The sequence below is a fragment of the Burkholderia sp. JP2-270 genome (assembly GCF_003233675.1).
Classification (GTDB): Bacteria; Pseudomonadota; Gammaproteobacteria; order Burkholderiales; family Burkholderiaceae; genus Burkholderia; species Burkholderia pyrrocinia_C.
Genome location: NZ_CP029825.1, coordinates 2,230,760 through 2,254,528, shown reverse-complemented (window position 1 = coordinate 2,254,528; position 23,769 = coordinate 2,230,760). Strand labels below are relative to the sequence as shown.

The 23,769-nt window shown below is 66.5% G+C and carries 24 protein-coding genes; 2 read left to right on the top strand and 22 right to left on the bottom strand.

What is annotated here, in order from left to right; all coding sequences use genetic code 11:
• Nucleotides 1–60 precede the first annotated feature (60 nt).
• The 14 genes from DM992_RS28290 to DM992_RS28220 all read right to left on the bottom strand — a co-directional run bounded on the left by DM992_RS28290 (nt 61) and on the right by DM992_RS28220 (nt 13,279).
• Nucleotides 61–2,073: a family 2A encapsulin nanocompartment cargo protein cysteine desulfurase gene (locus DM992_RS28290; RefSeq protein ID WP_111019563.1), complete on the bottom strand. Its 2,013-nt coding sequence runs from the start codon at nt 2,071–2,073 to the stop codon at nt 61–63.
• Complete coding sequence (locus DM992_RS28285; protein ID WP_006479760.1) at nt 2,048–2,980, bottom strand: family 2A encapsulin nanocompartment shell protein; 933 nt, start codon at nt 2,978–2,980, stop codon at nt 2,048–2,050. The genes DM992_RS28290 and DM992_RS28285 overlap by 26 nt, the downstream gene beginning before the upstream one ends.
• Before the next feature lie 131 nt (nt 2,981–3,111).
• On the bottom strand, nt 3,112–3,333 hold the full coding sequence (locus DM992_RS28280) for a helix-turn-helix transcriptional regulator (protein ID WP_011356215.1): 222 nt from the start codon (nt 3,331–3,333) through the stop codon (nt 3,112–3,114).
• An 8-nt stretch (nt 3,334–3,341) separates the two neighbouring features.
• On the bottom strand, nt 3,342–4,280 hold the full coding sequence (epsC, locus tag DM992_RS28275; protein WP_111019562.1) for a serine O-acetyltransferase EpsC: 939 nt from the start codon (nt 4,278–4,280) through the stop codon (nt 3,342–3,344).
• 28 nt (nt 4,281–4,308) lie between these two features.
• The gene (locus DM992_RS28270; protein WP_111019561.1) at nt 4,309–4,779 is read right to left on the bottom strand and encodes a rhodanese-like domain-containing protein; all 471 of its coding nucleotides are present in this window, start codon (nt 4,777–4,779) and stop codon (nt 4,309–4,311) included.
• Nucleotides 4,780–4,954: 175 nt separating this feature from the next.
• The gene (locus tag DM992_RS28265; protein ID WP_111019560.1) at nt 4,955–5,200 is read right to left on the bottom strand and encodes a hypothetical protein; all 246 of its coding nucleotides are present in this window, start codon (nt 5,198–5,200) and stop codon (nt 4,955–4,957) included.
• A gap of 30 nt (nt 5,201–5,230) precedes the next feature.
• On the bottom strand, nt 5,231–6,631 hold the full coding sequence (locus tag DM992_RS28260; RefSeq protein WP_111019559.1) for an amidase family protein: 1,401 nt from the start codon (nt 6,629–6,631) through the stop codon (nt 5,231–5,233).
• Nucleotides 6,632–6,705: 74 nt separating this feature from the next.
• Entirely contained in the window at nt 6,706–7,497 is a 792-nt protein-coding gene (locus DM992_RS28255; protein WP_111020441.1) for an alpha/beta hydrolase, read from the bottom strand.
• Between the two features lie 88 nt (nt 7,498–7,585).
• Nucleotides 7,586–7,912 (bottom strand): DUF4148 domain-containing protein, encoded by a 327-nt coding sequence (locus DM992_RS28250; RefSeq protein WP_111019558.1) that lies wholly within the window; start codon nt 7,910–7,912, stop codon nt 7,586–7,588.
• A gap of 283 nt (nt 7,913–8,195) precedes the next feature.
• Complete coding sequence (locus tag DM992_RS28245) at nt 8,196–8,732, bottom strand: cytochrome P460 family protein (protein WP_111019557.1); 537 nt, start codon at nt 8,730–8,732, stop codon at nt 8,196–8,198.
• Entirely contained in the window at nt 8,732–9,775 is a 1,044-nt protein-coding gene (locus DM992_RS28240) for an alpha/beta hydrolase (protein WP_111019556.1), read from the bottom strand. Before DM992_RS28240 ends, DM992_RS28245 begins: the two co-directional genes overlap by 1 nt.
• 260 nt (nt 9,776–10,035) lie before the next feature.
• Nucleotides 10,036–11,415, bottom strand: coding sequence for a tripartite tricarboxylate transporter permease (locus tag DM992_RS28230; RefSeq protein WP_111019555.1), 1,380 nt, complete (start codon nt 11,413–11,415; stop codon nt 10,036–10,038).
• Nucleotides 11,415–11,912 carry a hypothetical protein gene (locus DM992_RS28225; RefSeq protein WP_111019554.1) on the bottom strand — a complete coding sequence of 166 codons (498 nt, stop codon included), beginning with the start codon at nt 11,910–11,912 and terminating at the stop codon, nt 11,415–11,417. Before DM992_RS28225 ends, DM992_RS28230 begins: the two co-directional genes overlap by 1 nt.
• An 80-nt stretch (nt 11,913–11,992) precedes the next feature.
• Nucleotides 11,993–13,279: a hydroxymethylglutaryl-CoA reductase, degradative gene (locus DM992_RS28220; protein ID WP_111019553.1), complete on the bottom strand. Its 1,287-nt coding sequence runs from the start codon at nt 13,277–13,279 to the stop codon at nt 11,993–11,995.
• Nucleotides 13,280–13,442: 163 nt separating this feature from the next.
• On the opposite strand from DM992_RS28220, the gene DM992_RS28215 reads away from it, so the two are divergent.
• Nucleotides 13,443–14,828, top strand: coding sequence for a PLP-dependent aminotransferase family protein (locus DM992_RS28215; protein WP_111019552.1), 1,386 nt, complete (start codon nt 13,443–13,445; stop codon nt 14,826–14,828).
• A 58-nt stretch (nt 14,829–14,886) separates the two neighbouring features.
• Here the strand turns inward: DM992_RS28215 and DM992_RS28210 are convergent, their stop codons facing one another.
• Together DM992_RS28210 and DM992_RS28205 are read right to left on the bottom strand one after the other, a co-directional pair.
• Nucleotides 14,887–16,164, bottom strand: coding sequence for an epoxide hydrolase family protein (locus DM992_RS28210; protein WP_111019551.1), 1,278 nt, complete (start codon nt 16,162–16,164; stop codon nt 14,887–14,889).
• 202 nt (nt 16,165–16,366) lie between these two features.
• Nucleotides 16,367–17,071 (bottom strand): SDR family oxidoreductase, encoded by a 705-nt coding sequence (locus DM992_RS28205; RefSeq protein ID WP_111019550.1) that lies wholly within the window; start codon nt 17,069–17,071, stop codon nt 16,367–16,369.
• Nucleotides 17,072–17,206: 135 nt separating this feature from the next.
• Between DM992_RS28205 and gcvA the strand changes: the two genes are divergently transcribed.
• Nucleotides 17,207–18,100 (top strand): transcriptional regulator GcvA, encoded by an 894-nt coding sequence (gcvA, locus tag DM992_RS28200; protein ID WP_111019549.1) that lies wholly within the window; start codon nt 17,207–17,209, stop codon nt 18,098–18,100.
• Nucleotides 18,101–18,116: 16 nt separating this feature from the next.
• Here gcvA and DM992_RS28195 read toward each other — a convergent pair whose 3' ends face one another.
• The 6 genes from DM992_RS28195 to DM992_RS28170 form a co-directional block, all read right to left on the bottom strand.
• The gene (locus tag DM992_RS28195) at nt 18,117–18,713 is read right to left on the bottom strand and encodes a pyridoxamine 5'-phosphate oxidase family protein (protein WP_111019548.1); all 597 of its coding nucleotides are present in this window, start codon (nt 18,711–18,713) and stop codon (nt 18,117–18,119) included.
• A gap of 97 nt (nt 18,714–18,810) precedes the next feature.
• Nucleotides 18,811–19,002, bottom strand: a complete 192-nt coding sequence (locus DM992_RS28190) for a hypothetical protein (RefSeq protein ID WP_111020440.1) — start codon at nt 19,000–19,002, stop codon at nt 18,811–18,813.
• 12 nt (nt 19,003–19,014) lie between these two features.
• Nucleotides 19,015–20,214, bottom strand: coding sequence for a PLP-dependent aminotransferase family protein (locus tag DM992_RS28185; protein ID WP_111019547.1), 1,200 nt, complete (start codon nt 20,212–20,214; stop codon nt 19,015–19,017).
• A 247-nt stretch (nt 20,215–20,461) separates the two neighbouring features.
• Nucleotides 20,462–21,430 (bottom strand): hypothetical protein, encoded by a 969-nt coding sequence (locus DM992_RS28180; RefSeq protein WP_111019546.1) that lies wholly within the window; start codon nt 21,428–21,430, stop codon nt 20,462–20,464.
• Nucleotides 21,431–21,525: 95 nt separating this feature from the next.
• Entirely contained in the window at nt 21,526–23,169 is a 1,644-nt protein-coding gene (locus tag DM992_RS28175; RefSeq protein ID WP_111019545.1) for a DUF2334 domain-containing protein, read from the bottom strand.
• Nucleotides 23,170–23,181: 12 nt separating this feature from the next.
• Nucleotides 23,182–23,487 (bottom strand): hypothetical protein, encoded by a 306-nt coding sequence (locus tag DM992_RS28170; protein ID WP_239511370.1) that lies wholly within the window; start codon nt 23,485–23,487, stop codon nt 23,182–23,184.
• Nucleotides 23,488–23,769 lie beyond the last annotated feature (282 nt).

Genomic DNA, 23,769 nt, shown 5'->3' with positions numbered 1-23,769 from the left:
GTAGCAGGAAATCGCTTGCGGCGACCCGCAAGGGCCGCCGCAAGCGAACGACGTCAGCGGTCAGCGCCGTGCCGCGAGACGCCGCACCACACGCACCAGCGCATCGACCTCGTCGCACGTGTTGTAGAACGCGAGCGACGGCCGCACCGTTGCCTCGAGCCCGAAACGCCGCAGGATCGGCTGAGCGCAGTGATGCCCCGAGCGGACCGCGATGCCCTCTTCGTTCAGCGCCTGCCCGACTTCTTCGGTCTCATAGCCCTTCAGCACGAACGACAGCACGCTCGCCTTGTCGCGCGCGGTGCCGACGAGCCGCACGCCCGGCACCGGCGCGAGCACGCTCGTCGCATACGCGAGCAGGTCGTGCTCGTAGCGAGCGATGTTCTCGATGCCGACACGGTTCACGTAGTCGAGCGCCGCGCCGAGCCCGACCGCATCCGCGATGTTGCCGGTGCCTGCCTCGAAGCGGTTCGGCGGCGGCTGGAACACCGTACGCTCGAACGTCACGTCCGCGATCATGTTGCCGCCGCCCTGCCACGGCGGCATGTCGTCGAGGATCGCGCGCTTGCCGTACACGACGCCGATCCCGGTCGGCCCGTAGATCTTGTGCCCGGAGAACACGAAGAAATCCGCATCGAGCGCCTGCACGTCGACGCGCATGTGCGAGATCGACTGCGCGCCGTCAACGAGCGCCTTCGCGCCCGCGCGATGCGCGAGCTCGACGATCTCCTTCACCGGCACGACGGTGCCGAGTGCATTCGACACCTGCGTGACGGACACGATCTTCGTGCGGTCGTTGAGCAGCTTCCGGTATTCGTCGAGCAGCACCTGCCCCGAATCGTCGACCGGAATCACGCGCAGCTTCGCCCCCTTTTGCGCGGCAAGCTGCTGCCACGGAACGATGTTCGCGTGATGCTCGAGATGCGACACGACGATCTCGTCGTCTTCGCCGACGTTCTGCACGCCCCACGTCTTCGCGATCAGGTTGATCGCCTCGGTCGTGCCGCGCACGAACACGATCTCGTCGGGCGACGACGCGCCGATGAAACGCCGCACGGTGTCCCGCGCATGCTCGTAAGCATCCGTCGCGCGACCGGCCAGCGCATGCGCGGCACGGTGGATGTTCGAGTTCTCGTGTGCGTAAAAATACGCGAGGCGGTCGATCACGGCCTGCGGCTTGTGCGTCGTCGCTGCATTGTCGAACCAGATCAACTGCTTGCCGTTCACGCGCTCCTGCAGGATCGGGAAATCGCGGCGGATCGCGTTCACGTCGAACGGCGGGTGCGCGCCGCGATGCAACTGGCCCTGCGGCTCGGCTGCGTGCGTATCGTCGATGAAGTAGCGCGGCACGTCCGCGCCCGATGCGCGTGACACCGGCACGTCGCGCTGCACGGCGAGCAGATCGCGCAGCGCATCGTCGCCCGGCAGCCCGAACGCTTCCGGCGACGCGAGGCCGTTCGACGGCACGACAATGTCCTGCGGCGTCGCCTGCCAGCCCTGCAGCGAACCGTCGGTGAAGTAGTACGGCGACGCGGCCGGCGCTGCCTTCACCGCGCCCTCCGACGCCGCCGCATTCTCCTGCGGCACGCCGAGCGCCGCGCCGCCGATGCGCGGCTCGAGCGCGGGCGCGATCGACACGACGTTATCGGGCAGCCCGTTCTGCGCGGCCGCATGCGGCGCGAGCGCGGGCACGCGGTTGCCGAGCGACAGCACGTGCGTCGGCGCGGACGGCGCGAGGTTCGTGCCGGGCGCCTTGCCCTGCGGCAACGCAAGACCCGGCACGCCGGTGCCCGTGCCGCCCGGCCCCGCGAGCGGCGAGCCGGCCGGCGCCGGGTTGCTCACCGACGCGAGGATCGGCGCGGCTGCCGGCAATGCCGACGGCACGCCGCCGACCGCACCGCTGCCCGCCGACAGCCCGGGCGCGGTGGCCTGCCCGGGCGGCGTCGAGAAGAACTCGGACGCAAGCCGCGCCAGTGTCGCGGGATCGGGCAAGCCCGCCGGCAGCGGCGCGTGCGGCAGCGCGTGCGCGTCGCCGCCGGCCAGGCCGGGATTAACGGTAGGTGTCGGGATAGTCATGGAACTTGGCGATTTCGACGTCATCGAGGACAGCCAGCGCATCCGGCGAATGGACCGCGAGCGAGCAATACAGCGAGATCAGGTACGACGCGATCGCCTGGTTGTTGATCCCCATGAAACGCACCGACAGGCCCGGGCCCTGCTCGCCCGCGACGCCCGGCTGATAGAGGCCGACGACGCCCTGCCGCTTGTCGCCGACGCGCAGCAGCAGGATCTTGGTCTTGCCGTCCGCGACCGGCACCTTGTCCGACGGGATCAGCGGAATGCCGCGCCACGTGAGGAACTGCGAGCCGAACAGGCTGACCGTCGGCGGCGGCACGCCGCGCCGCGTGCATTCGCGGCCGAACGCGGCGATCGCGAGCGGGTGCGTGAGGAAGAACGCGGGCTCCTTCCACACCTTGGTCAGCAGCTCGTCGAGATCGTCCGGCGTCGGCGCGCCGGTCAGCGGGAAGATCCGCTGTTCGTCGGTCACGTTTGCCAGCAGCCCGTAGTCGGGGTTGTTGATCAGCTGGCTTTCCTGCAGTTCCTTGATCGTCTCGATCGTCAGGCGCAGCTGTTCCTTGATCTGGTCGTGAGGACTGCTGTAAAGATCGGAGATCCGCGTATGCACGTCGAGCACCGTGCTCACCGCGTTCAGGAAGTATTCGCGCGGTTGCTCTTCGTACGGCACGAAGGTCTGCGGCAGCACGCTTTCGTCCTCGAGCTGCGTGCATGCGGCACGCACGGCTTCCGGGTTCTTCACCTGGTTCAGGCGGTAGATGCCCGCCTCGACCGGCACCCATTGCAGCAGATGGGTCAGCCAGCGCGGCGTGATCGTGGAAAGCTGGGGGACGGTCTTGGTAGCGTTCGCTAGTTGGCGGGCGGCGTGATCGCTCAGCGCGGCCGTGCCGCTTGCAACGGTCGACATGTGTGGCTCCGGGTTCTTAAGATGAAAAACGGGATTGCTTATGACGCTCGGTGATTATCGGAAGCACGCCCCTGCCGGCTCAACATGCTATAGCCGTCATGTCGTGCAACCGAAAGGGAAACGGGGCGGCCTCAGGTGACGTACGCGCCCGGCAGCAGCGTCGAGATCGACACGTCGAACGCGCGCGCGATCTTGTCGGCCGTGACGATCGACGCGATCGCCTCGCCGCGCTCGATCTCGCCGACATACGAGCGGTTCAGCCCCGCATGCTCGGCAAGCTGCTCCTGCGACCACGTGCGCGCTTCGCGCAGCTTGCGCACGTTGGCGCCGAAGTGATGGATGAGGTCGCTCATCGCGCCTCCTAGGCGACACGCGCCGCCGCGCGCGGCGCGGCATTCGCTTCGCTGCGCAGCACGGCCTGCGTGACGTTCTCGCCGGCCGGCACGTCCTGCGTGAGCCACACGTTGCCGCCGATCACCGCGCCGCGCCCGATCGTCACGCGGCCGAGGATCGTAGCCCCCGCGTAGATCACCACGTCGTCCTCGACGATCGGATGGCGTGCAAGCCCTTTCTCCAGATGGCCGGCCGCATCGCGCGGAAAGCGCTTCGCGCCGAGCGTGACGGCCTGGTACACGCGTACGCGCTCGCCGATGATTGCCGTCTCGCCGATCACGACACCCGTGCCGTGGTCGATGAAGAAGCCCGCGCCGATGCGCGCGCCCGGATGAATGTCGATGCCCGTTTCCGCATGCGCCTGCTCGGCGATGATCCGTGCGAGCAGCGGCAGACCGAGCCCGTACAGCTCGTGCGCGAGCCGGTGGTGAATCATCGCGAGGATGCCCGGGTAGCACAGCAGCACTTCGTCGACGCTGCCGGCCGCCGGATCGCCGTGAAAAGCAGCAAGCACGTCGCTGTCGAGCAGCCGGCGAATCTCGGGCAGCCGCGCGGCGAACGCCTGCACGGCCGTCGACGCTACCGCGTCGACGTTGTCGATCGGCCCGTCGGCGTTGCGCTGCCGCGCCGCATAGCGCAATTCGAGCGTTACCTGCGCGAGCAGCGCGTTCAGCGCCGCGTCGAGCGCGTGGGCCACATGGAAGTTCTCGCTCTCCTGGCGCAGGTCGGGCGGCCCGAGCCGCATCGGGAACAGCACGCCCTTCAGCGCGCCGACGATCTGCGCGAGCGCCTCGCGCGCCGGCAGGTCGCGCCCGCCCGGTTCGAGCGAGCGACGCTGCTTCTCGCGCCATGCGCGGCGGACGGTTTGCAGCGATTGAACGATGTCGTCGATGTCGAATGCGGCCATGCTGACTTCTCCCCTTGTCGGCCGTGAATCAATCCTGCGCCCACGGCAGGCCGCGAAAGCGCCAGCCGTTGCGGCCGCCGCGATGCTGCCCTTCGTCGAGGTCGCCCTCGAACCCTTCGAGCACGTTGAATACCTGCTTGAAGCCGCCCTTCGTCGCGGCTTCGGCCGCCTGCGCGGACCGGTTGCCGCTGCGGCACAGGAGCAGCACCACCGCGTCCTTGCCGGTCTTCGCTTCCAGCTCGCGCACGAAGCGCGGGTTGCGCGTCAGGCTGGTGCCGGTCGCCCACGGCACATGCAGCGACTCCGGCACGTGGCCGACGAATTTCCGTTCTTCGGCGGTGCGCACGTCCACCAGCAACGCATCGCCGGCCGAGAACAGCGCCCATGCAACTTGCGGTGCGACGCCGCCCGCGTAGGGCGTGCCTGCTGCAGCGGCCGCCGCACGGGCGTCTTCGAGCGCCTGCTGCGCAGCGGTTCGTTCTTCCAATGCAACCGTCATGTCACTTCCTCGTTTTCGCAGATTCGTATGATCAAAAACACCGGGAATGCGGCCGTTGCAGCTTGCGTGCTGTCTATAGCCGTCAGCGCCACTATGCGAGCGCGCATCTGGAAGCAGAACCAATAAAAACTCATTTCCTAATCAGCGGCGCGCGAAATGCAATAGCAGACGCGCGCTATCGGCGCAGGTTCGCTCGCGGTCGGGAAATGCGGGACGATATGCGGAACGACGACCGTTCGATGTCACGCATCGAAGGGCTTTGAAAGGAACGGCGGAAGACGAGCAACGCGGCGTGCAGCGCGTTGTCATGGAATTCGAAATGGAGCGCATGCGTCGCCGCACATGCGTGGATGATTCGAAGGGATGATTCGAAGAAATGCAACCGGCAGGCGACAGGCATCGGCGTGATGCCGAACGGCATCGCCGATGCATTCGCTTGCCCGTCAATCCATCACTGCACCGGATCGACCGGCGCGACCGGCACGCCACGCGCTTCGATGTCGCGCCCCGCGAGCAAACACAGATCCTCGCGATGATGCGCGGCGACCACCTGCACGCCCACCGGCACGCCATTCACGAGCGCCGTCGTCACGGCCAGCCCCGGCAGCCCCATCGCGGGCAGCGCGCGCAGCGTGAGCTGCGCCTCCCACACACGCTCGAACCCGTCCGGCCCCTGCCGGTCGAGATCGTCGGGAAACGGCAGTTCCGACGACACGGGCAGCAGCACGACCGCATACGCGTCGAGAAACAGCCGCCACTGCCGCGTCAGCGTGGTGCGCCGGACCAGCGCGCGGCTGATCACGTCGGCCGGCAGGTCGCGCACCTTGCCGCGAACCGCGGCGATCACCGCGGCCGCGCCCGGGTCGCCGTCGTTCGCGGCCGCGTTCGACAATGCATCGAAACCGTCGCCGAGCCAAAGCTGCTCCTGCAGCAACGCAGCCTCGCGCATCGCCGGCGTATCGTCGATCTCGTCGACGGTCCAGCCCGCATCGACGAGCCGGCGCGCGGCATCGCGCAACGCGGCCTCTACTTCGGGCACGACCTGCAAGCCGCCCGGACGCACGCACAACGCCGCACGCTTCGGCACTTCGCGCCCGTCGAACGGCACGTGTACGTGCCACGGATCACGCGGGTCCGGCGCGGCGAACGCACGCAGCGCGAGCGCGAGATCGTCGATCGTGCGTGCGATCGGCCCCGCCGTCGACATCAGTTGCGCACCGATCGCACGCTCGGGCGACGACGCGTTGAACGCCGGCACGCGCCCGAGCGATGGCCGGATTCCGTGCACGCCGCACGCATAGGCCGGGTAACGAACCGAGCCGCCGATGTCGGTGCCGAGTGCGAGCGGGCCGATCCCCGCGGCAACAGCCGCTGCCGCGCCGCCGCTCGACCCGCCCGGCGTCAGCGACGGATTGCGTGGATTGCGCGTGTGGCCGTGCACGCGATTCGACGTGAACCAGCGCAGCGCGAACGTCGGCGAATTGGTGCGGCCGAGCAGGATCGCACCGGCCTTCCTGATGTTGCCGACCACCGGGCTGTCGGTGCGCGCGATCAGGTTCTCCTGCAGGCGCGTGCCGTTGGTCGTCGCGAAACCCGCCTGGTCGATGTTGATCTTCACCGTCACGGGCACGCCCGCGAGCGGGCCCGGATCGCCGCCGCGGGCGATCGCTCGGTCGACTTCGTCGGCCTGCCGCCGCACATCGTCGGGCCGGTGTTCGATCACCGCGTTGATCGCCGGATTCACCGCGTCGAGACGATCGAGCACGGCGTCCGCCACTTCGCGCGCGGACACTTCGCGCTGCCGCACAAGTTTCGCGAGTTCGGTTGCCGACAGTTGCCAGAGTTGCGTCATGATTTCTCCTCGTGGAAGGACATCACAATCACTCGCGGCACCACGCTTCAACGATAACGTGGCACCCCATCCGCTTACTGTGCGTCGTGCTTTGCACGTTCCGCGGCCGCGATGATCGCGTCGGCCACGGCCTTCGGCTGGCTCAGCATCGCGACATGGCTGCCGTTCACGTGCGTGACCGTCGCACCGATCCGCTTCGCCATCGCCTCCTGCAGCTTCGGATCGATCATCCGGTCCTGCGTCGCGACGACGAACGACGACGGCTTCGCATGCCACGCGGCCTGCGCGACCTTCTCCGAAATGCAACCGCCATACCACGGCCCCTGCGTCGCCGCAACGATGCGCTGCTGCGCGGGCGGCAGGTCCGGTGCGAAATCCTGCGCGATCGCCTTGTCCGACAGCCGCGCGAAACCGCCCGCGTCCTTGCGCAGCTCACCGGCCCATGCCGGTGCCGGCAGCCCTTGCGTGACGTCGGCGATCGACTGGCCGTTGTCGGGCGCGAACGCCGCGACATAGACGAGCGACTTCACCTTGTCGTCGTTGCCCGCATCGCTGATCACGACGCCGGCCCACGAATGGCCGACCAGCACGACCGGCCCCTTCTGCTCGTCGATCGTACGCTTCGTCGCGGCCGCATCGTCGGCGAGCGAGCTCAGCGGATTCTGCACCGACACCACATGCAGCCCGCGCGCCTCGAGCAGCGGAATCACGCGGTTCCAGCTCGACCCGTCGGCAAACGCGCCGTGCACGAGCACGACATTCGTGCCCTTCAGGTCGTCCTTCGGCGCGGCCTGCGCCGCGACCGCACCGAACAGTCCGCCGATCACCGCGGCGGATACCAGAACCCGTTTCATCGAACCGGCCATCGTCATGCTCCTTTCTCTGTTGTGTTGTTACATGAAGTGAAGTGCTGCGGTAGCGGCCGCGCCTGCATGCGGCAGGCGCGGCAACGGATCACGAATGTGCGTACAGGTCGTCGGCGGCGTTCCGCGCGGCGCGCGCCGGTGCCGCGTCGCGATGGCTGGCGGGCGTCGACGCATCGGCCACGTTGTCGCCCTGCGACTTCGACGAGCCGTTCTGGTCGGAACGCGCGACCTGCAGCGCAGCGGCGACATCCTCCGGGTAATGCGGATCGCTGCGGGCCGGGTTGTAGCCGGCCTGCTCGAGCCGGACGAGTTCGGCGCGCACGTCGGCACGCGTCAGGCCGTGGCCGGTATCGGCGAACGACAATGCGGGGATGGCGGCGAGGACGGCAACAGCGAGGATTCGGGCGGTTTTCATGAGTGTTCTCCTTGAAGGAAGTGGGTCTTTCGATCATTCGGCATCCGATCCAGACGTCTGGCATCGAACGTTTCCTGCACGTCGACAGTAGAACCCGCCCACGTATCCGGCATGTTTCCGAAACCGATGCTTTCTGCATGCCAGTTTTTCCGGAACGGCCGCAGATACAGTGCGATACAAACCCGCCTGCCGACGTGCTCGCCGACACACATGCACCACAAAAAAAGGCGTGCCTCGCGCGGCACGCCTTTCCGTCAAACCCGTCGCTTTGCGTCACATCAAGTCACGGCGCAAGCCGCGTGAACACGTAGTCGTGATTCTTCACAAGCGCCTGGTGACACGCGAAACACGTCTGATGCTGGCCGATATCGGCCGGCACACCGTTGATGAAGCGCCCGAAACCCCAGCCGCCCGTCGACGCATAACGACGCGAGTCCTTCACCATCACCTGCACGGTCGTCGCCTGGCCCGGCACCGTCGCCGGAGCGAACTCGTCGGACTGCTTGCGCTTGTACGCGAGCTTCACGAGGATCGTGCCGTCCGGGAACGGCAGCGTCGCCTGTTCGAGCGCGCGGATCGCGACGGGGTTGCCGAGCACCACGCGCAGCTCGTCGAGCGGCGCGGCCTCTTCGGCCGGCGCGACCATTTCCCACTTCCGGTAGCCGGGCGGGATCGTCACGCCGTAGATCGGCGACGCGGCCGGTTTCGGCTGTTCCGCGAACGCGGCCGGGCCGCTGGCCGACAGCGAGCCGGCCAGCAACGCGCCCACGACGAGCGCGCGGCCCGTGCCGCGACGCCGGATGCGGCTGCGTGCCATCATCACAGATGCTCCACTTGCAGGATCGCGTCGGCAAACGCCTGCGGCGCTTCCTGCGGCAGGTTGTGGCCGATGCCGCCGTTGATCGTCCGGTGCTGGTACTTGCCCGTGAATTTCTTCGCGTATGCGGCCGGGTCCGGATGCGGCGCGCCGTTCGCGTCGCCTTCCATCGTGATCGTCGGCACGGTGATCGCCGGCCCGGCGGCGAGACGCCGCTCGATGTCGTCGTATTGCGCTTCGCCCTTCGCGAGCCCGAGGCGCCAGCGATAGTTGTGGATCACGACGGCCACGTGGTCGGGGTTCTGGAACGATGCGGCCGAGCGCGCATAGGTTTCGTCGGAGAACTGCCACTTCGGCGACGCGAGCTGCCAGATCAGCTTGTTGAACGCATCGCGGTTCGCCGCGTAGCCGAGCTCGCCGCGCTCGGTCGTGAAATAGAACTGATACCACCACTGGAATTCGGCCTGCGGCGGCAGCGGCTTGCGGTTCGCCTCCTGGCTGCCGATCAGGTAGCCGCTCACCGACACCAGCGCCTTCACGCGCTGCGGCCACAGCGCCGCGATGATGTCGGCCGTGCGTGCGCCCCAGTCGTAGCCGCCGAATACCGCGCGGTCGATCTTCAGCGCGTCCATCAGCGCGACGATGTCGACGGCCGTCACCGCCTGCTGGCCGTTGCGCACCGTGTCGGCCGAGCGGAACGTCGTCGACCCGTAGCCGCGCAGGTACGGCACGATCACGCGATAGCCGGCCGCGACCAGCAGCGGCGCGACTTCGGCGTAGCTGTAGATGTCGTACGGCCAGCCGTGCAGCAGGAACACGACGGGGCCCTTCTTCGGCCCGAGGTCCGCATACCCGACGTTGAGCACGCCCGCGTCGATCTGGTGGATCGTGCCCAGCGACGCAACGCCGGCCGCGCGCTTCGCAGTCGATGCATCGGGCGCCGACTGCGCGCGCGCCAGGTTGCCGAACCCGAGGTCGGCGAGGCTCAGGCTCGCCAGCGTCGTACCCAGGATCAGGCGGCGGCGGGTGTTCACGGTATCAGGCATGACTCGTTCTCCATTGTCGATCGCTAAGGAAGGGGCCCGCGGCACATGCGGGCGCTCCGGTATCGCCGTTCGCGGCGGCGGCGCATGACACCGCACCGCCGCCGCGAAGCGCTTCACCGGTTTTATATCCGAACCATCCGGATGCTTTGTATCCCAACGTATCTGTGTGCGAACACGACACACAGCGATTCAAAAATCGCTCGAGAAACAGTGGTTTTCGGCGGGGCCGCGCGGCACATGCGGCCCCGTGCGCTGGCGCGTCAGAACAGCTTGGCGATCGCAGGCACGCTGAGCACCGCGACGTAATAGCCCATGAACTGCACGCCCGTGTTGAACGCGAACAGGCGCGACAGCATCCCGCCGAACAGGCCGATCGTCACGATCACGGCGAGCCCCAGCAACTGCCCTTCCCATACGCCGATCACGACGATCAGCCCCGCGAAGGTCGCGATGATCGCTTCGTGGCTCAGCTTTCTCGCGACGAACGATGCCGCGCGGTGCGCGTGGTGCATCGCGAGCGGATATGCGATCAGCGCCGCCAGCATGATCGACAGCAGCCCGTAGCCGAGAAACTCGGGCCAGCTCATCAGCGTATGGAGGTTGTGGATCTGCCCGCTCGCCGCGTCGACCGTGAAGCGCGGCGGTGCATTGAACAGCGGCGCGGCCGGGCCGGCCGCGACCGGACTCAGCGGCAAGCCGAACGCGATCAGCGGGATCAGCGCTTCGGCGATGTAGGTCGCCTCGGTCACGCCGTTGCGCGCGGCGATCACGGTCGTCAGACGCTGGTACGCATGACGCACGCGCGCGCCGACGATCTCGCCCATCAGCACCGTCATTGCGACCGGGCTGAACACGAACGTCGCGCTCGACACGGCGGCCGTCCCGACCGTCCACGCGACCTGCTCGCGGTCGAGCACCTTCAGCGGATTCGGGAAATAGCCGCGCCAGCTTTTCACGTCGGGCGCGAGCACGAACGTCGACGGCACGTCGCGCCGCATGCGCCGCCGCTCGGCCGGCGACAGGATCGAGAACAGGTCGGCAACCAGCGGCCCGATCGCGATCCCCAGGAAGTAGCTGACGCTCAGCTTCACGCCGTAGTGCCCCGTCAGCGCCTGCAGCCCGACCACCAGCATCACGAACGGCACGAGCAGCAGCACCGACGCCCAGCGTCCCGCCGAGCAATACGCGATTCCGACGGCCGCCGCGAGGAACACCCACGGCGCGGCCTTCGCGATCGCCGCGCCGAACGGCGCGAGCAGCGACGCGAACAGCACGGCGAGCGGCAGCGCGACGAACGCAGCGACGATCGCGCCTGAAATCATCTTGCGCAGCGCGATGTGCGGCACGCCGAGCGCGCGCAGCAGCGTCGCCTGCTGCAGCAGCGGCGCGGCCATCGTGTCGCCGGGAATGCCGAGCAGCGCGGTCGGGATCGAATGCGTGATGTGCTTGGCCACCGCGCCCGCGAGGAAGAACGTGAACACGCCGGCGGGCGGCACGCCGAGCAGCGCGACGAGCAGCGTGAGCGGCGCGATCGTCGTCGTTTCGTCGGTGCCGGAGATCAGACCGATGCCGGAAAACACGATCGCGCCGAGCAGCCCCATCGCGAACGCGGCCGGCAACGCATGCAGCAGCGCGTCCATCAGCGGCCTCCCGCGCGTGCGTGATCAGGCGACGCATCGTATGAAGCGAACAGGTCGAGCAGGCCGAGTTCCTCCATCTCGGCGCGCGCACTGGCCGACAGGTCGCTCGCCGACCCGAGCCCGCCCGATGCTTCGGCAAGCTGCCGGAGCGCTTCGTCGCGTTCGGCGCCGCCTGCCGCATGTTCGATCACCGTGCGCTTCGGCTTGAACAGCGCCGCGCAGATCGTGCCCGCCAGCAAACAGCCGCCGAGGCCGATCAGCATCGCATATGCCCGCGCGATCGCCACGTCGTGCACGAATGATGCGAGCACGAGCCGGCCGATCCCGAACGCACCGAGGCTGATCGAGATGCCGAGCAGGACCGACCACGCGAGGTGCTTCGTGGCTACCGTGTCGCCCCATACTTCGACGAGCGTCGCAGCCGACACATCGGCGCCCGCGAACGGCCGGATGCGATGCGGCGCGGGTGCGACGGCGCTTGAACCGGTCTGTTCCATGTGTCTCCTCCTTGATTGATATGTCGCCGGCCGCGCCGGCGCGGCACGCCACGCACGCCACATACGGCGCGCGCCGCGCATCAGCCGCCGCTGCGGCCCGCGAGCAGCGCGACCGCGAAATCCGCACGCACGTCTTTCGCCGCGACCATCTGCTGCGCGATCCGATCGATCTCCGCGCCGGTCGCGCCGGCCGCAACGGCGATGTTCCGTGCATGCAGCGCCATGTGGCCGCGCTGGATGCCTTCGGTCGCGAGCGCGCGCAGCGCACCGAGATTCTGCGCAAGCCCGACCGCGACCGCAATTTCGCCGAGTTCCTGCGCGGAGGTCACGTTCATGATCTTCAGCGCGAGACGCGCGAGCGGATGCGTCTTCGTCGCGCCGCCGACGAGCCCCACCGGCATCGGCATCTCGATCGTGCCGACGAGGTCGCCGTTGGCGGCCTTCTCCCACGTCGTCAGCGACGTATAGCGGCCGCTGCGGCTCGCGTACGCATGCGCGCCGGCTTCGACCGCGCGCCAGTCGTTGCCGGTCGCGACCACGACCGGATCGATGCCGTTCATGATGCCCTTGTTGTGTGTCGCCGCGCGGTACGGGTCGGTCGCCGCGAACACGTACGCGTCGATCACGCGATCGATCACCGCTTCGCCCGGATAGTCGTCGGTCGCGAGCGTGTCGGCCGCGTACCGTACCTCTGCGCGTGCCAGCCGCAGATCCGCGAGGTTGGACAGTATCCGCAACCGTACCTGGCCACCGGTAATCGCCTCGATGCGCGTCGCGACCGTTTCGGCCATCGTGTTGACCGTGTTCGCGCCCATCGCGTCGCGTACGTCGACGATTAGGTGAGCGACCACCATCGCGCCGCGCGGCGTATCGGGGAACACGTGGACCTCGATGTCGCGGCAGCCGCCGCCGAGGCCGACGAGCACCTTGTCGCGGCTGTTCGCGAGTTCGATCAGCTCGGCCGCGTGCCGCAGGATCGCGAGCCGCGCGCCGTACGGGTCGCCGACGCCGATCACCTGTACCTGCGCGCGCATCAGCGGCCCGCTGCTCGACGTGCGGAACCCGCCGGCCGCGCGGGAAAGCTTCGCCATATACGATGCGGCCGCAACTATCGACGGCTCCTCGACGGCCATCGGCACGATCACGTCGCGGCCGTTGATCCGGAAGTAGCCGGCCACCGCCATCGGCAGCTCGAACGTGCCGATCACGTTCTCGATCATCCCGTTCGCCGTATCGAGCGGCAGTGCGCCGGGCTTCGCGAGCAGCGCGTGCTCGACATCGTCGAGCCCGACGGTACGGGACAGGTGGGACAGGCGTTGCTCGGGCGTGAGCGAGCGGAAGTTCGGCAAGGCGGAATCGATGGGCATGATGTCGTTCTGTTTCGGGGTGGCGCTGTGTCTCCGTCCGCGCTTGCGGCAGGCAGCGGATAGCCGAATAATAGTCACGCTGTACCCATTGAAAAGGTACAGACGAAGCAGACAGCCACCTATCCGTACCCATGACAGTGGGCCAGCCCGACGGAACATTGCGATGAAACAGCGTGCGAAAGCCAGCCTGTCTGGCGCGATGGCGGACAATCTCGCCAGACAGATCGAGGAAGGCGTGTTGCCGGCCGGTGCGAAGCTGCCGTCGATCAGGGAATACGCCGAGGCGTCCGGCTGTTCGAAAAACACCGTGATCAGCGCGTTCGAGATGCTCGCGGCCGACGGCCTGATCGAGCCGCGTCGCGGCTCGGGCTTCTTCGTCACGCGGCGCGCGGCGGCCACGCCCGAGATCGACGAGCCGCGTTCGCTCGACCGCGCGATGGACATCGTGTGGCTGATGCGCGAGCAATTGCATGTGAAGCCCGACGTGCTCAACCTCGGCGAAGGCTTTCCGCCGATCGAGTGGCTCGAGGAAACGCGGCTGAACCAGTACCAGCAGCGCATCATGCGCACGAGCGCCGCATCGCTGTTCCGCTACGGCAGCCGCTTCGGCTACCTGCCGCTGCGCCAGTCGCTGCAGCAGAAGCTCGCCGGCTACGAGATCGAGGCGCCGCCCGCGCAGATCGTGCTCACGCACGGCGCGAACCAGGCAATGGACCTCGTGCTGCGCTACTTCGTGCGCCCCGGCGACACCGTGCTCGTCGACGATCCCGGCTATTACCCGCTGTTCGGCAAGCTGAAGCTGAGCGGCGCGAACATCGTCGGCGTGCCGCGCGAAATCGACGGCCCCGACGTCGCGAAGCTGGCCGAACACATCGCCGCGTACCGGCCGAAGCTGTTCTTCACGCAGTCGGTCGGCCACAACCCGACAGCGACCGATACGAGCGCGGCCAAGGCGCACCGCATCCTGCAGCTCGCCGACGCGCACGACCTGATCATCGTCGAGGACGATGCGCTGGCCGACCTGCGGCCGCGCTCGCTCACGCGCATCGCGACGCTCGACCAGTTGCGCCGGACCATCTATATCGGCAGCTTTTCGAAATCGGTGTCGGCCGCGCTGCGCGTCGGCTTCCTCGCGTGCAACGCGGCGCTCGCGAGCGATCTCGCCGACGTGAAGATGCTGACCCACGTCAGCAGCTCCGAATACTGCGAACGCACGCTCGACGCGATCGTCAGCGATGGCCACTTTCTCAGGCATACGAATCATCTTCAGGAGAAGCTGCGGCGTGCGACCGGCACCGCGCTCGCTGCACTCGACCGTCTCGGCGCGCAAGTCTACCGGCCGTGCGAGCAGAGCCTGTATCTGTGGGCCGCGCTGCCCGGCTGGCCCGATTCGATGCTGCTCGCGCAGGCGATGCTGGAACGCGGCGTGATCCTCGCGCCGGGCGCCGTGTTCTCGCCGCAAGCCGATCGTTCGTCCGCGTATTGCCGGTTCAATGTCGCGTATCTGGCGGACAAGCGGTTTGCGCAGGCGTTGCAGGCGATTGCGTAGAAACGAAACAAACGCGGGCCGAATTGCAACCAGCCCGCGCCCACCGATCAACCCACGCTTACCCGCGCCGCAACGGCCGGAACCCGGCCCTTACTTCGCGAGCAAACAGTTCCGGCTCCTCCCATGCCGCGAAATGCCCGCCCTTGTCGACTTCGTTGAAGTAGATCAGGTTGTGATAACTACGCTCGGCCCAGCTGCGCGGCGCCTGGTAGATCTCGCCCGGAAACACCGTGATCGCGGCCGGCAGCGAGATATCCACCGCGTTGAAGTTGTTCGAGTGATCCTCCCAGTAGATCTGCGCAGCCGACGTCGCGGTGTTAGTCAGCCAGTACAACGAGATATCGTCGAGAATCTCGTCGCGCGGAATCGAGCGTTCGGGCACGCCGCCGCTGTACGTCCACTGCGAGATCTTGTCGTACATCCACGCGGCCTGACCGGACGGCGAATCGGCAAGCGCATAACCGACCGTCTGCGGACGCGTGACCATCATCGCCGAGTAGCCGCAGTTGTCGCGATAGAACGTCGCGAGCTTCTCGTACGCGGCCTTCTCCTTCGGCGACAGCGAAGCCGGCGCGGGCGAATCGGTCGCGAGCAGCGCAGCGATATCCGGCGGCACCGTCGCCGGCATGTTCACGTGAATCCCGGCCAGCCCCTGCACGCGCTGCATCGCCATCCGGTGCGAGATCACCGAGCCGCAGTCGCCGCCCTGCGACACGAAGCGCGTATAACCGAGCCGCGCCATCAGCTCGCCCCACGCGCGCGCGATGTGGTCGGAACCCCATCCCGTCTGCGTCGGCCGGCCGGAAAAACCGAAGCCCGGCAACGACGGCACGACGACGTGAAACGCGTCGTCCGCGCTCGCACCGTGCGCGGTCGGGTCGGTCAGCGGGCCGATCGCCTTCAGCAGCTCGAAGATCGAACCGGGCCAGCCGTGCGTCATGATCATCGGCATCGCGTTCGCGTGCCGCGAGCGCACGTGGATGAAATGAATGTCGAGCCCGTCGATTTCCGTGATGAACATCGGGAAACCGTTCAGGCGCGCCTCGCCCTTGCGCCAGTCGTAGTCGGTGCCCCAGTAGCGCAGCAGCGCCTGCATGCGCGCGAGCCGCACGCCCTGCGATTCGTCGGCGACGGTCTCGCGGCCCGGCCAGCGCGTCGCCGCGATGCGGCGGCGCAGGTCGGCCACGGCTTCATCGGGAATGCGCGCGGTAAACGGGCGTATGCCGCCGGCGACGGTCGCGGCATGCAGCGCGGTGGGTAGCATCGCCGATACCCCGGCGGCCACGGAAGTGGCCAGCAGGTGGCGACGCAGCGGGGAAAACGGTGTGGAAGACATCGTTCGGCATCTCCTTTCATGAAGTGGAAAGTGAACATGCCGCGCGCCCGATCGCACCCTGGCTTTCAATCCGGCGCGCCCCGGTCACGCGGCGTCGCCCATTTGAAAGGTCTGATGTATCCGGGATTTGTCTGATTTGTACGCGTTTGTAGCCGCTGCGCGGCGAGCGAGCGGCCCGCGCCGCCGCTCGCTCGCGTGACGCTCAGAGCGCGTTGACGATCGCGCCGTCGACGCGAATGTTCTGCCCGGTGATATAGCCCGCGCCGTCCGACAGCAGGAACGCGACCGTCTTCGCGATTTCACCGGTCTTGCCGAAGCGGCCGGCCGGAATGCGCGCGACGATCTCCGGCGTTTCCGGCCAGCTGTCGATGAAGCCCGGCAGCACCGCGTTCATCCGGATGTTCTCGGCCGCATAGCGTTCCGCGTAGAGACGCGTCCACGCGCTCAACGCCGCACGCAGCGCCGACGACACCGGCATAGGCTGCTCGGGCGCGTCCGCCGCGAAGCTCGAGATGTTGACCACCGCGCCGCCGCCCTGCTGCTGGAAGATCGGCGTCACGCGGCGCATCACGCGCACGACGTTCAGCAGGATCAGGTCGAGCCCCGCGTGCCAGTTGTCGTCGGTGATCGCCAGCAGCTCGCCCTTCGGCGGATGGCCGGTGTTGTTCACGACCGCGTCGATCCGGCCGTAGCGCGCGACCGCCTCCTGCACGAGCCGGTCGATATCGGCTTCTTCCGTGACCGAGCCCTGGATGCCGAACCCGCCCAGTTCCTCGCCGAGCGCCACCGCGCTGCCCGACGGCGACATCAGCGCGACGCGATAGCCCGTCGCCGCCAGTTCGCGCGCGATCGCCGCGCCCATGCCCTTGCCCGCCGCCGTGATCAACGCCACTTTTTCTACAGTCACGATCTGCTCCTTCGCTCGAATCCTGCCGCCGCGCAGCCGCCATTCGGCGCGCCATGGTGGTAATGTAGGCGCATCGCAGACGACTGTCGAACCAGTATTTCTGCCTTCAGACGATAGTTTTTCTACATCCTGACAATGCCGCCCCGCCCTTCCCGCCTGCCGCCGCTGAATGCGCTTCGCGCGTTCGAAGTGTCCGCGCGGCACCTCAATTTCCGCGCCGCGGCCGACGAGATCGGCGTCACGCAAGGCGCGGTTGCGCAGCAGGTGCGCCACCTCGAGGACGTGCTCGGCCTGAAGCTGTTCGAGCGCCTGCCGCGCGGCCTCGCGCTGACGCACGACGGCGCCGCGTATTTCTCCGACGTGCAGCGCGCGCTGCACGCAATCGCCGATGCAACCGACAAGCTCGTGAAGCGGCGCGCGGCGCTGACGATCAGCACGACGCCGTCGTTCGCGTCGAAGTGGCTGATCCCGCGGCTCGCGCAGTTCACCGACGCGCATCCCGACTACGACGTGCGCGTGATCGCCGACCAGCAGCTCGCGACGTTCCGCCACGACGGCGTCGATCTCGCGATCCGCTACGGCAAGCCGCCGTTCGGCAAGCATCTCGCCGCGCATGCGCTGTTCCCGCTCGACGTGTGCGCCGTGTGCAGCCCCGCGCTGCTGGCCGCGCCCGCGTCGCCGCGCGCGCTCGCCGGTCATGTGCTGCTGCACGATGCGCACGACCTGTGGCCCGAGTTCATCGAAGCGATGCCCGAGCCGGTCGATATCGATCCGCACAAGGGGCTGCGCTTCAACCAGACGTCGCTCGCGATCGATGCGGCCGTCGCCGGCCAGGGGATTGCGCTTGCGACCGATCCTTTGATCGAACGCGATATCGCAGCAGGCCGGCTGTGCAAGCCGTTCGATTTCGCGTTTCCGCTGTCGGTGGGGTTCTATCTCGTGTATCCGGCCGAGCGCCGCGACGACGATGCGATCGCGATGATGCGCGACTGGATGATCGGGCAGGCGATGGCGGACGAGCGGCCTTGAGCGGCCTTCGCCCGGATCAGGGGGCGATCCAGCGGCCTTCGTAGCCGCTTTCTTGCAGATCGAATACCGCTCTGCGATGGCCCGCGCGTGCGAGTTCGAGCCAGTCGATGCGCGTGACCGTCATGTGGATCACGCAGAAGTTTTCGTAGCCGTCGCCGGAGGGCGCGGTGTCTTGCCTCGCCGAGACATGCGCAGCTTCAGGCGACTCGACCGGCGTGCCGGGCGGCAACGGTGCGCGATACAGCAGCAGCGTATGCGGACGGCTCGATTGCCAGATCGCGCGCCGCTGCGCTTCGTCGTCGCAGATCGAGGCAACGCCTTCCGCGCGAATCTGCACGAGCGCATCGAGATCGCTCGCGACGATCGCGATACGCGGATCGCGGCGCAGCTCCGCGACTTTCTCCGAACGCACATCGGTATGAAACGACAGCACGCGATCGGCGCGGCTCGCCTGGCGCAGCACGATCGTACGCACCTTCGGTGCGCCGTCGAGGCCGAGCGTTGCCGCCTGCAGCATCGTGAACGGCGAGCGCTGCACGCCGACGCCGGATTCGAGGCAGGACCACAGGCGGTCGTACGTTTGCGCGAGCGATTCGGAAGTTGAGTCGGACATGACGGGCAGCGGCGATCGCACGTGTTTCGATCGCGCAAGCTTAACCGTTTGCTCCGGTGACGGCTCGCGTGCGATGCGGCCGCCGCCTGCGTGCCGTTCAGTTGTAGCCGAGCACGACCGGCGCCGCATCGCCGGCATCGGTCGTCGGCTCCGCGCCGAACCGGCCGAGCACGTCGGCCACATACTGCGGCCCCGCGCTGATCTGCGACGAGCGATGCTTTGCCGGTCGGTTATCGCCAGCGCCTGACGCTGCGCCCGTCGATGCGGTGTCGTTGACGGTGATAGTCACGCTCACGCCTCTTCACGCGGCCAGCGCCGCCCCATACGCGCGCACGAGGCGCGCGACGCCTTCCCGGATCGCGTCGACGTCCGGCGCGGCGAACGACAGGCGCAGCGATGCCGCGTCGACGTTGTCCGCGAAGAACGCGTTGCCGGGTACGAACACGATCTTGTTTGCGATCGCCTGCTGCAGCAGCAGGTCCGACGACACCGCGCCGATCCGCGCCCACACGAACATCCCGCCTTCGGGGCGATGGAATTCGATCGCATCGCCGAAACCGTCGCGCAGCGCGTCGCACATCGCGTCGCATTTGCGCTGGTAGGCCGCCGTGATGCGCGGCAGATGGCGTTCGAGCGCGCCGTCGGCCAGGTATTCGGCAGCGGCAGCCTGCGTCCATGGCGAGCTGCACAGATCGACCGTCTGCTTCGCGATCACGCAGCGCCGCGCGATTTCGGCCGGCGCGATCGTCCAGCCCACGCGCAGCCCCGGCGCGACGATCTTCGACAGGCTCGCGAAATGCACGATCCAGTCGCGCGCGCCGTCCACTTCGCCGGCGAGCGCGAGCATCGACGGCACGGCTTCGCCCGCGAAGCGCAGGTCGCCGTACGGATCGTCCTCGACGATCAGGAAACGGTATTGCACCGCGAGACGCAGCAGCTTCAGCCGGCGTTCGCGCGTAAGCGTCGCGCCCGTCGGGTTCGCGAAGGTCGGCACGGTATAGAGCAGCTTCGGCTGCGCGATCGCGCCGGACGCGAGTTGTACTGCAAGACGATCGACGTCGAGGCCATCGCCGTCGACCGGAATCGTCACAATGCGCGCCTGCTGCAGACGCAGCGCCTGCAGCGTTGCCGGGTAAGCAGGCTGTTCGGTCAGCACGACGTCGCCGGGCGACACCATCACGCGCAGCAGCAGGTCGAGGCCCTGCTGCGAGCCGGTCGTGACGAGCAGTTCGGCCGGCGTGCACGCGACGCCGCGACGCGCCATCAGCGCGATCAGTTGCTGCTTCAGTTCGGCGAGGCCGTCGGTCGGTCCGTATTGCAGGCAGCGAACGGGCTGCGCGTATGCGCGTTCTGCGGCAGTGTTCAGGCCGTCGACGTCGAACAGGTCGCTGGCCGGATAGCCTCCCGCGAACGAAATCATGCCTGGTTCGGACAGGTACTTGAACAACTCGCGGATCGGCGAGCCGGCGGGATTCTGGAATGAGGGCGTGAACGCGTACATGTCGTCGTGAGCAGGATGGCGCGGACGGCCGGGATAGCCGCCAGGTGCCTGCCACCGGGGCGCTTCTGGCGCCGCGGCGGCGAATTCGAGCCACGATTGTCGATAGTCATTAAGGCCGCGGCAAACGATATCTATGCACTAGGTCTTGCGGTTTGGTCATCAAATGGGGTTGTCGCGGCGATCCAGTCCGGCCGATTGTTTCGGCGCGCGGCCCCTTGCCCGCCGCTTTTACCGGGGTGAAGCAGACTCAGCGCTCCGTACCGCCAGGTCCGACCGGGTGCGGCTTGGCCGTCCGGTTTTTGAGTTCGCGCATGAGGTCGTCCGACACATAGTGGGGACCATCGAACAGATAGACCGGATAGCCGCGATAAACCTGGAGCTGCCTGCTCAATTCCTCGGCGCTGGCTGAACGGAATCCACCATGCTCGGCCGGCCGGAAGGCTTCGGCGATGACCCGCACGCGCCGTTTGCCCAGGCGTGAAGCCAGCTCGTCGAGGTAGGTGCGCGCGACCTGCGGCTCGCGGGCATAGACGCCGCAGCCGTCCTGGAAGAACACCCCGACGTCCGCGGGCAGCCACGTTGCGAGCCAGTCCGCCAGCGTTTTTCCGCCGATGTTGGTCTGGTCGTAGACGCTCACCCAAAGCGGACGAGGCAGTCGCTGCAGGATCTCGGCAAGCTTGGGCGCGTCCTGCCAGGTCGGATCGATTTCGACCGGAAAGTAGTAGCCGGTGACATGCAGCGGCAGATGCAGGCGCGCCACCTCCGCGGACTGGTCCGCGAGCGTCGACAGGTGGGTGCGCGCACGTTTTTCGTCCTGGTAGCCGGCCAGGCCCAGGATCACGTTTCTGGCCCACGGCGCACGACCGATGCGTTCCCAGTCGGGAAGGTGCGCCGCGGTACGGATGCGGGTGTTGGCAACGAACGCGGTATCGTCCACGACGGTCCATTGGATCAACAGATCGTGTACGCCGAGCATCTGCCAGTTTCCGACCGGATTCGTCGTCGTGTTGTCCACCTGCCACACGATTCCGTCGGCGTGAACGTCGTGCGACGTCCAGCTGCATGCGGCCACGACGAGCGATGCGCCGATCGCCGCGAGCGTCGCCGCCCGGTGCGAACGCGGCGCACCGCAGAGCCGACGCGGTCGGCCTGCCAGTCGAAACCGGCCCATACGCTGTTGAATTCTGCGCACGGCCGGGATGGCGGACGTGGTCATCGCTGGCTCCCCCAAGCATTGTCGTAGCCGATCAAACGCAAACGTGCGACCCGCATTTCTGATGCGGGTCGCACGAGGTTACCACCACACTCGCCTCACTTGGCAGTCGTGCCGTCTACCCACTTGTAGCCGAGATTCGTAATGCCGGTGATCAGGCTCTGGAAGTCCTGGTAGGCCGGTAATCCGAGATCGGGTTCAAGCCAGTACGGATGGAAGAAGAAGGAGGCGAAACCGTCCCGCACCGCCAAACCGTATTGAGCATTGGTAACGAGCTGCTGCCATGTGTATGAGATACACGAGAATGGGTCGATATTGCAGATGTTGTACTGTATGCTGCCCAGGTTCTCCGGGATGATCCGCTGCCCGTAGTAATCGGCGTTGATGATGTACGGGAAGAACTGCCCGGCCGAAAAGTCCTGGTTGGGCGCCCCCGTTCCGAGTTGCGGCTTGGTCGCGGTGTAGTAGACGGCCCGCTGGAAAGTCGTCGGGAACGTGAGGGCGGTGGCCGCCGCTGCCAACGGCGACATCTGGTACTGCGGCGCAGCCCAGCCGACGACCTTGTAGCCGTTGGTCGTGAACTCGAGGATGCCCTCGGCCATCCTGCCTTCCGCCCATTGAACGGAGTCCTCATCGACTGGACGGTTCTGGACCGCATACCAGAACTCATAGTCGCTGCCGCTGACCGCGGTGAGAAGATTCGGCGTCGAATCGTACTGGTGCGTAAGGCCGTGCACCACGATAGAACCGCCGCGCGCGACCGCGTAGTTCAGCGAACTCTTGAGGCCCGTTGCCTGGGCAAGATGAATCGTCTCCGGCACGCCGCCGGTGTAATAGCCGTTCGGATCCGTATACACCGGGATGGTGGCCATCGTGAACGGAATCCTCTTCAAGTACAGGTAGTCCGTGAGCTTTTTCATCGAACTCGTCGTTGTATACGCGTCAAGGTCCTCCAGACGTACGAGAGCACGGTGATTCACCGGCGCACTGGTCTGCAGGATGTCGTGCAGGATGTCGCATATCACCAGGTATCGATCCGTCGGGCCGATATAGGAAAACGGCATATCCGCGAAATACCAGAACTTGCCCGAGCGCATGACGTATGGCGTGGTCGCGCCACTCTTGCTGTTCTTGATGGTGACGAGTGCCTGCGCCTTGGTGGCATCGACGATCTGGGTCAGCCCGACATCCGGGTCCGCACTGATGGCGCCGGATGATGCGTCATACGCGTAGTACTTGACCATCGGCAGGTTCTTGTACGTGACCGTGTCGTAGAAGCCGGGATTCGGATTGCTCGACGAAGGCGGCGCGTTCAACCCGGCAATGCCGAGAAAGCTGAACCCGAAGGTCTGGTTGAAGGTGTAGGCCGTGTTCCATGCAAGCTGCCACAGGTTGTATTTGAACCAGACCACGGTCTTCGTGGTGGTCATCACGTCGCTCATGAACGCCGTCGGAATCGGGTTGTTGTAGTAATCGCCGATGTAGAACGTGACGTCGTGGTTAGTGACCATTCCGGACGTGTAGTTCTGTATCGGAACCAGATCGACCGTCGCGTTGAAATGGCCAAGCAGGTTCCTCAACATGATGCTGTACATCAGGCCAAGCTTCGAATACGGGTCGTTGGCCGGGTTATCGTATAGCACGAGCGTACGTGCCGTGGTGACCTGCGCGTGCGCCGTGCTCGGCAACGTCATTTGCGCGAGTCCGGCAAGCAGGGCTATGACAAGCAAGATCTTTTTCATGGCCGATTCTCCCTAGTCGCGTTGCACGTTGCCACCGGCTTTCTTGACCGATTTCAAGTTGAACTTGGGGCGCCCCGTCTCCTTGTACGCCTTCTCCCATTCCTCGTCGGACATACCCGGCTGCACCTTGACCTGGGCGGAACCGTTGGGTAACGGAGGCGGCTTGATCTTTACGGCAGACGAATTGCCCTTCTCCTGCGCATTCGCATCCTGAACAGCGACGGCGAAGGCGAGCGCAGAGATTAATGTGACGAGTGATCCGACGGTGCTCAATCCGTTCCGAAAATATCGATTGCGATGAGAAATCATGATTTTCATCCTTTGATATGCAAAATAAATTCATCTCGTTAACGAAACGAGCACGGCTGGTGCCATTAATAATCAGGGTGTTATGTCGTTATTTTTTCACGCGCACTTGATGTCAGACAAAAATACAGGACGGGATTGTTTTTCTTTCAAGCTAGAAACGTACCACCGGTCGCAAATGGGCACGGGATCAAGGCGCCGAAATCGGCGCGCCATGGCAATCCGAAATTGTTTAGAAAAAACGTTTCAGGCGTGCAACGTATCCGCTTTCGAGGCTGTCATCTGACAAACAAG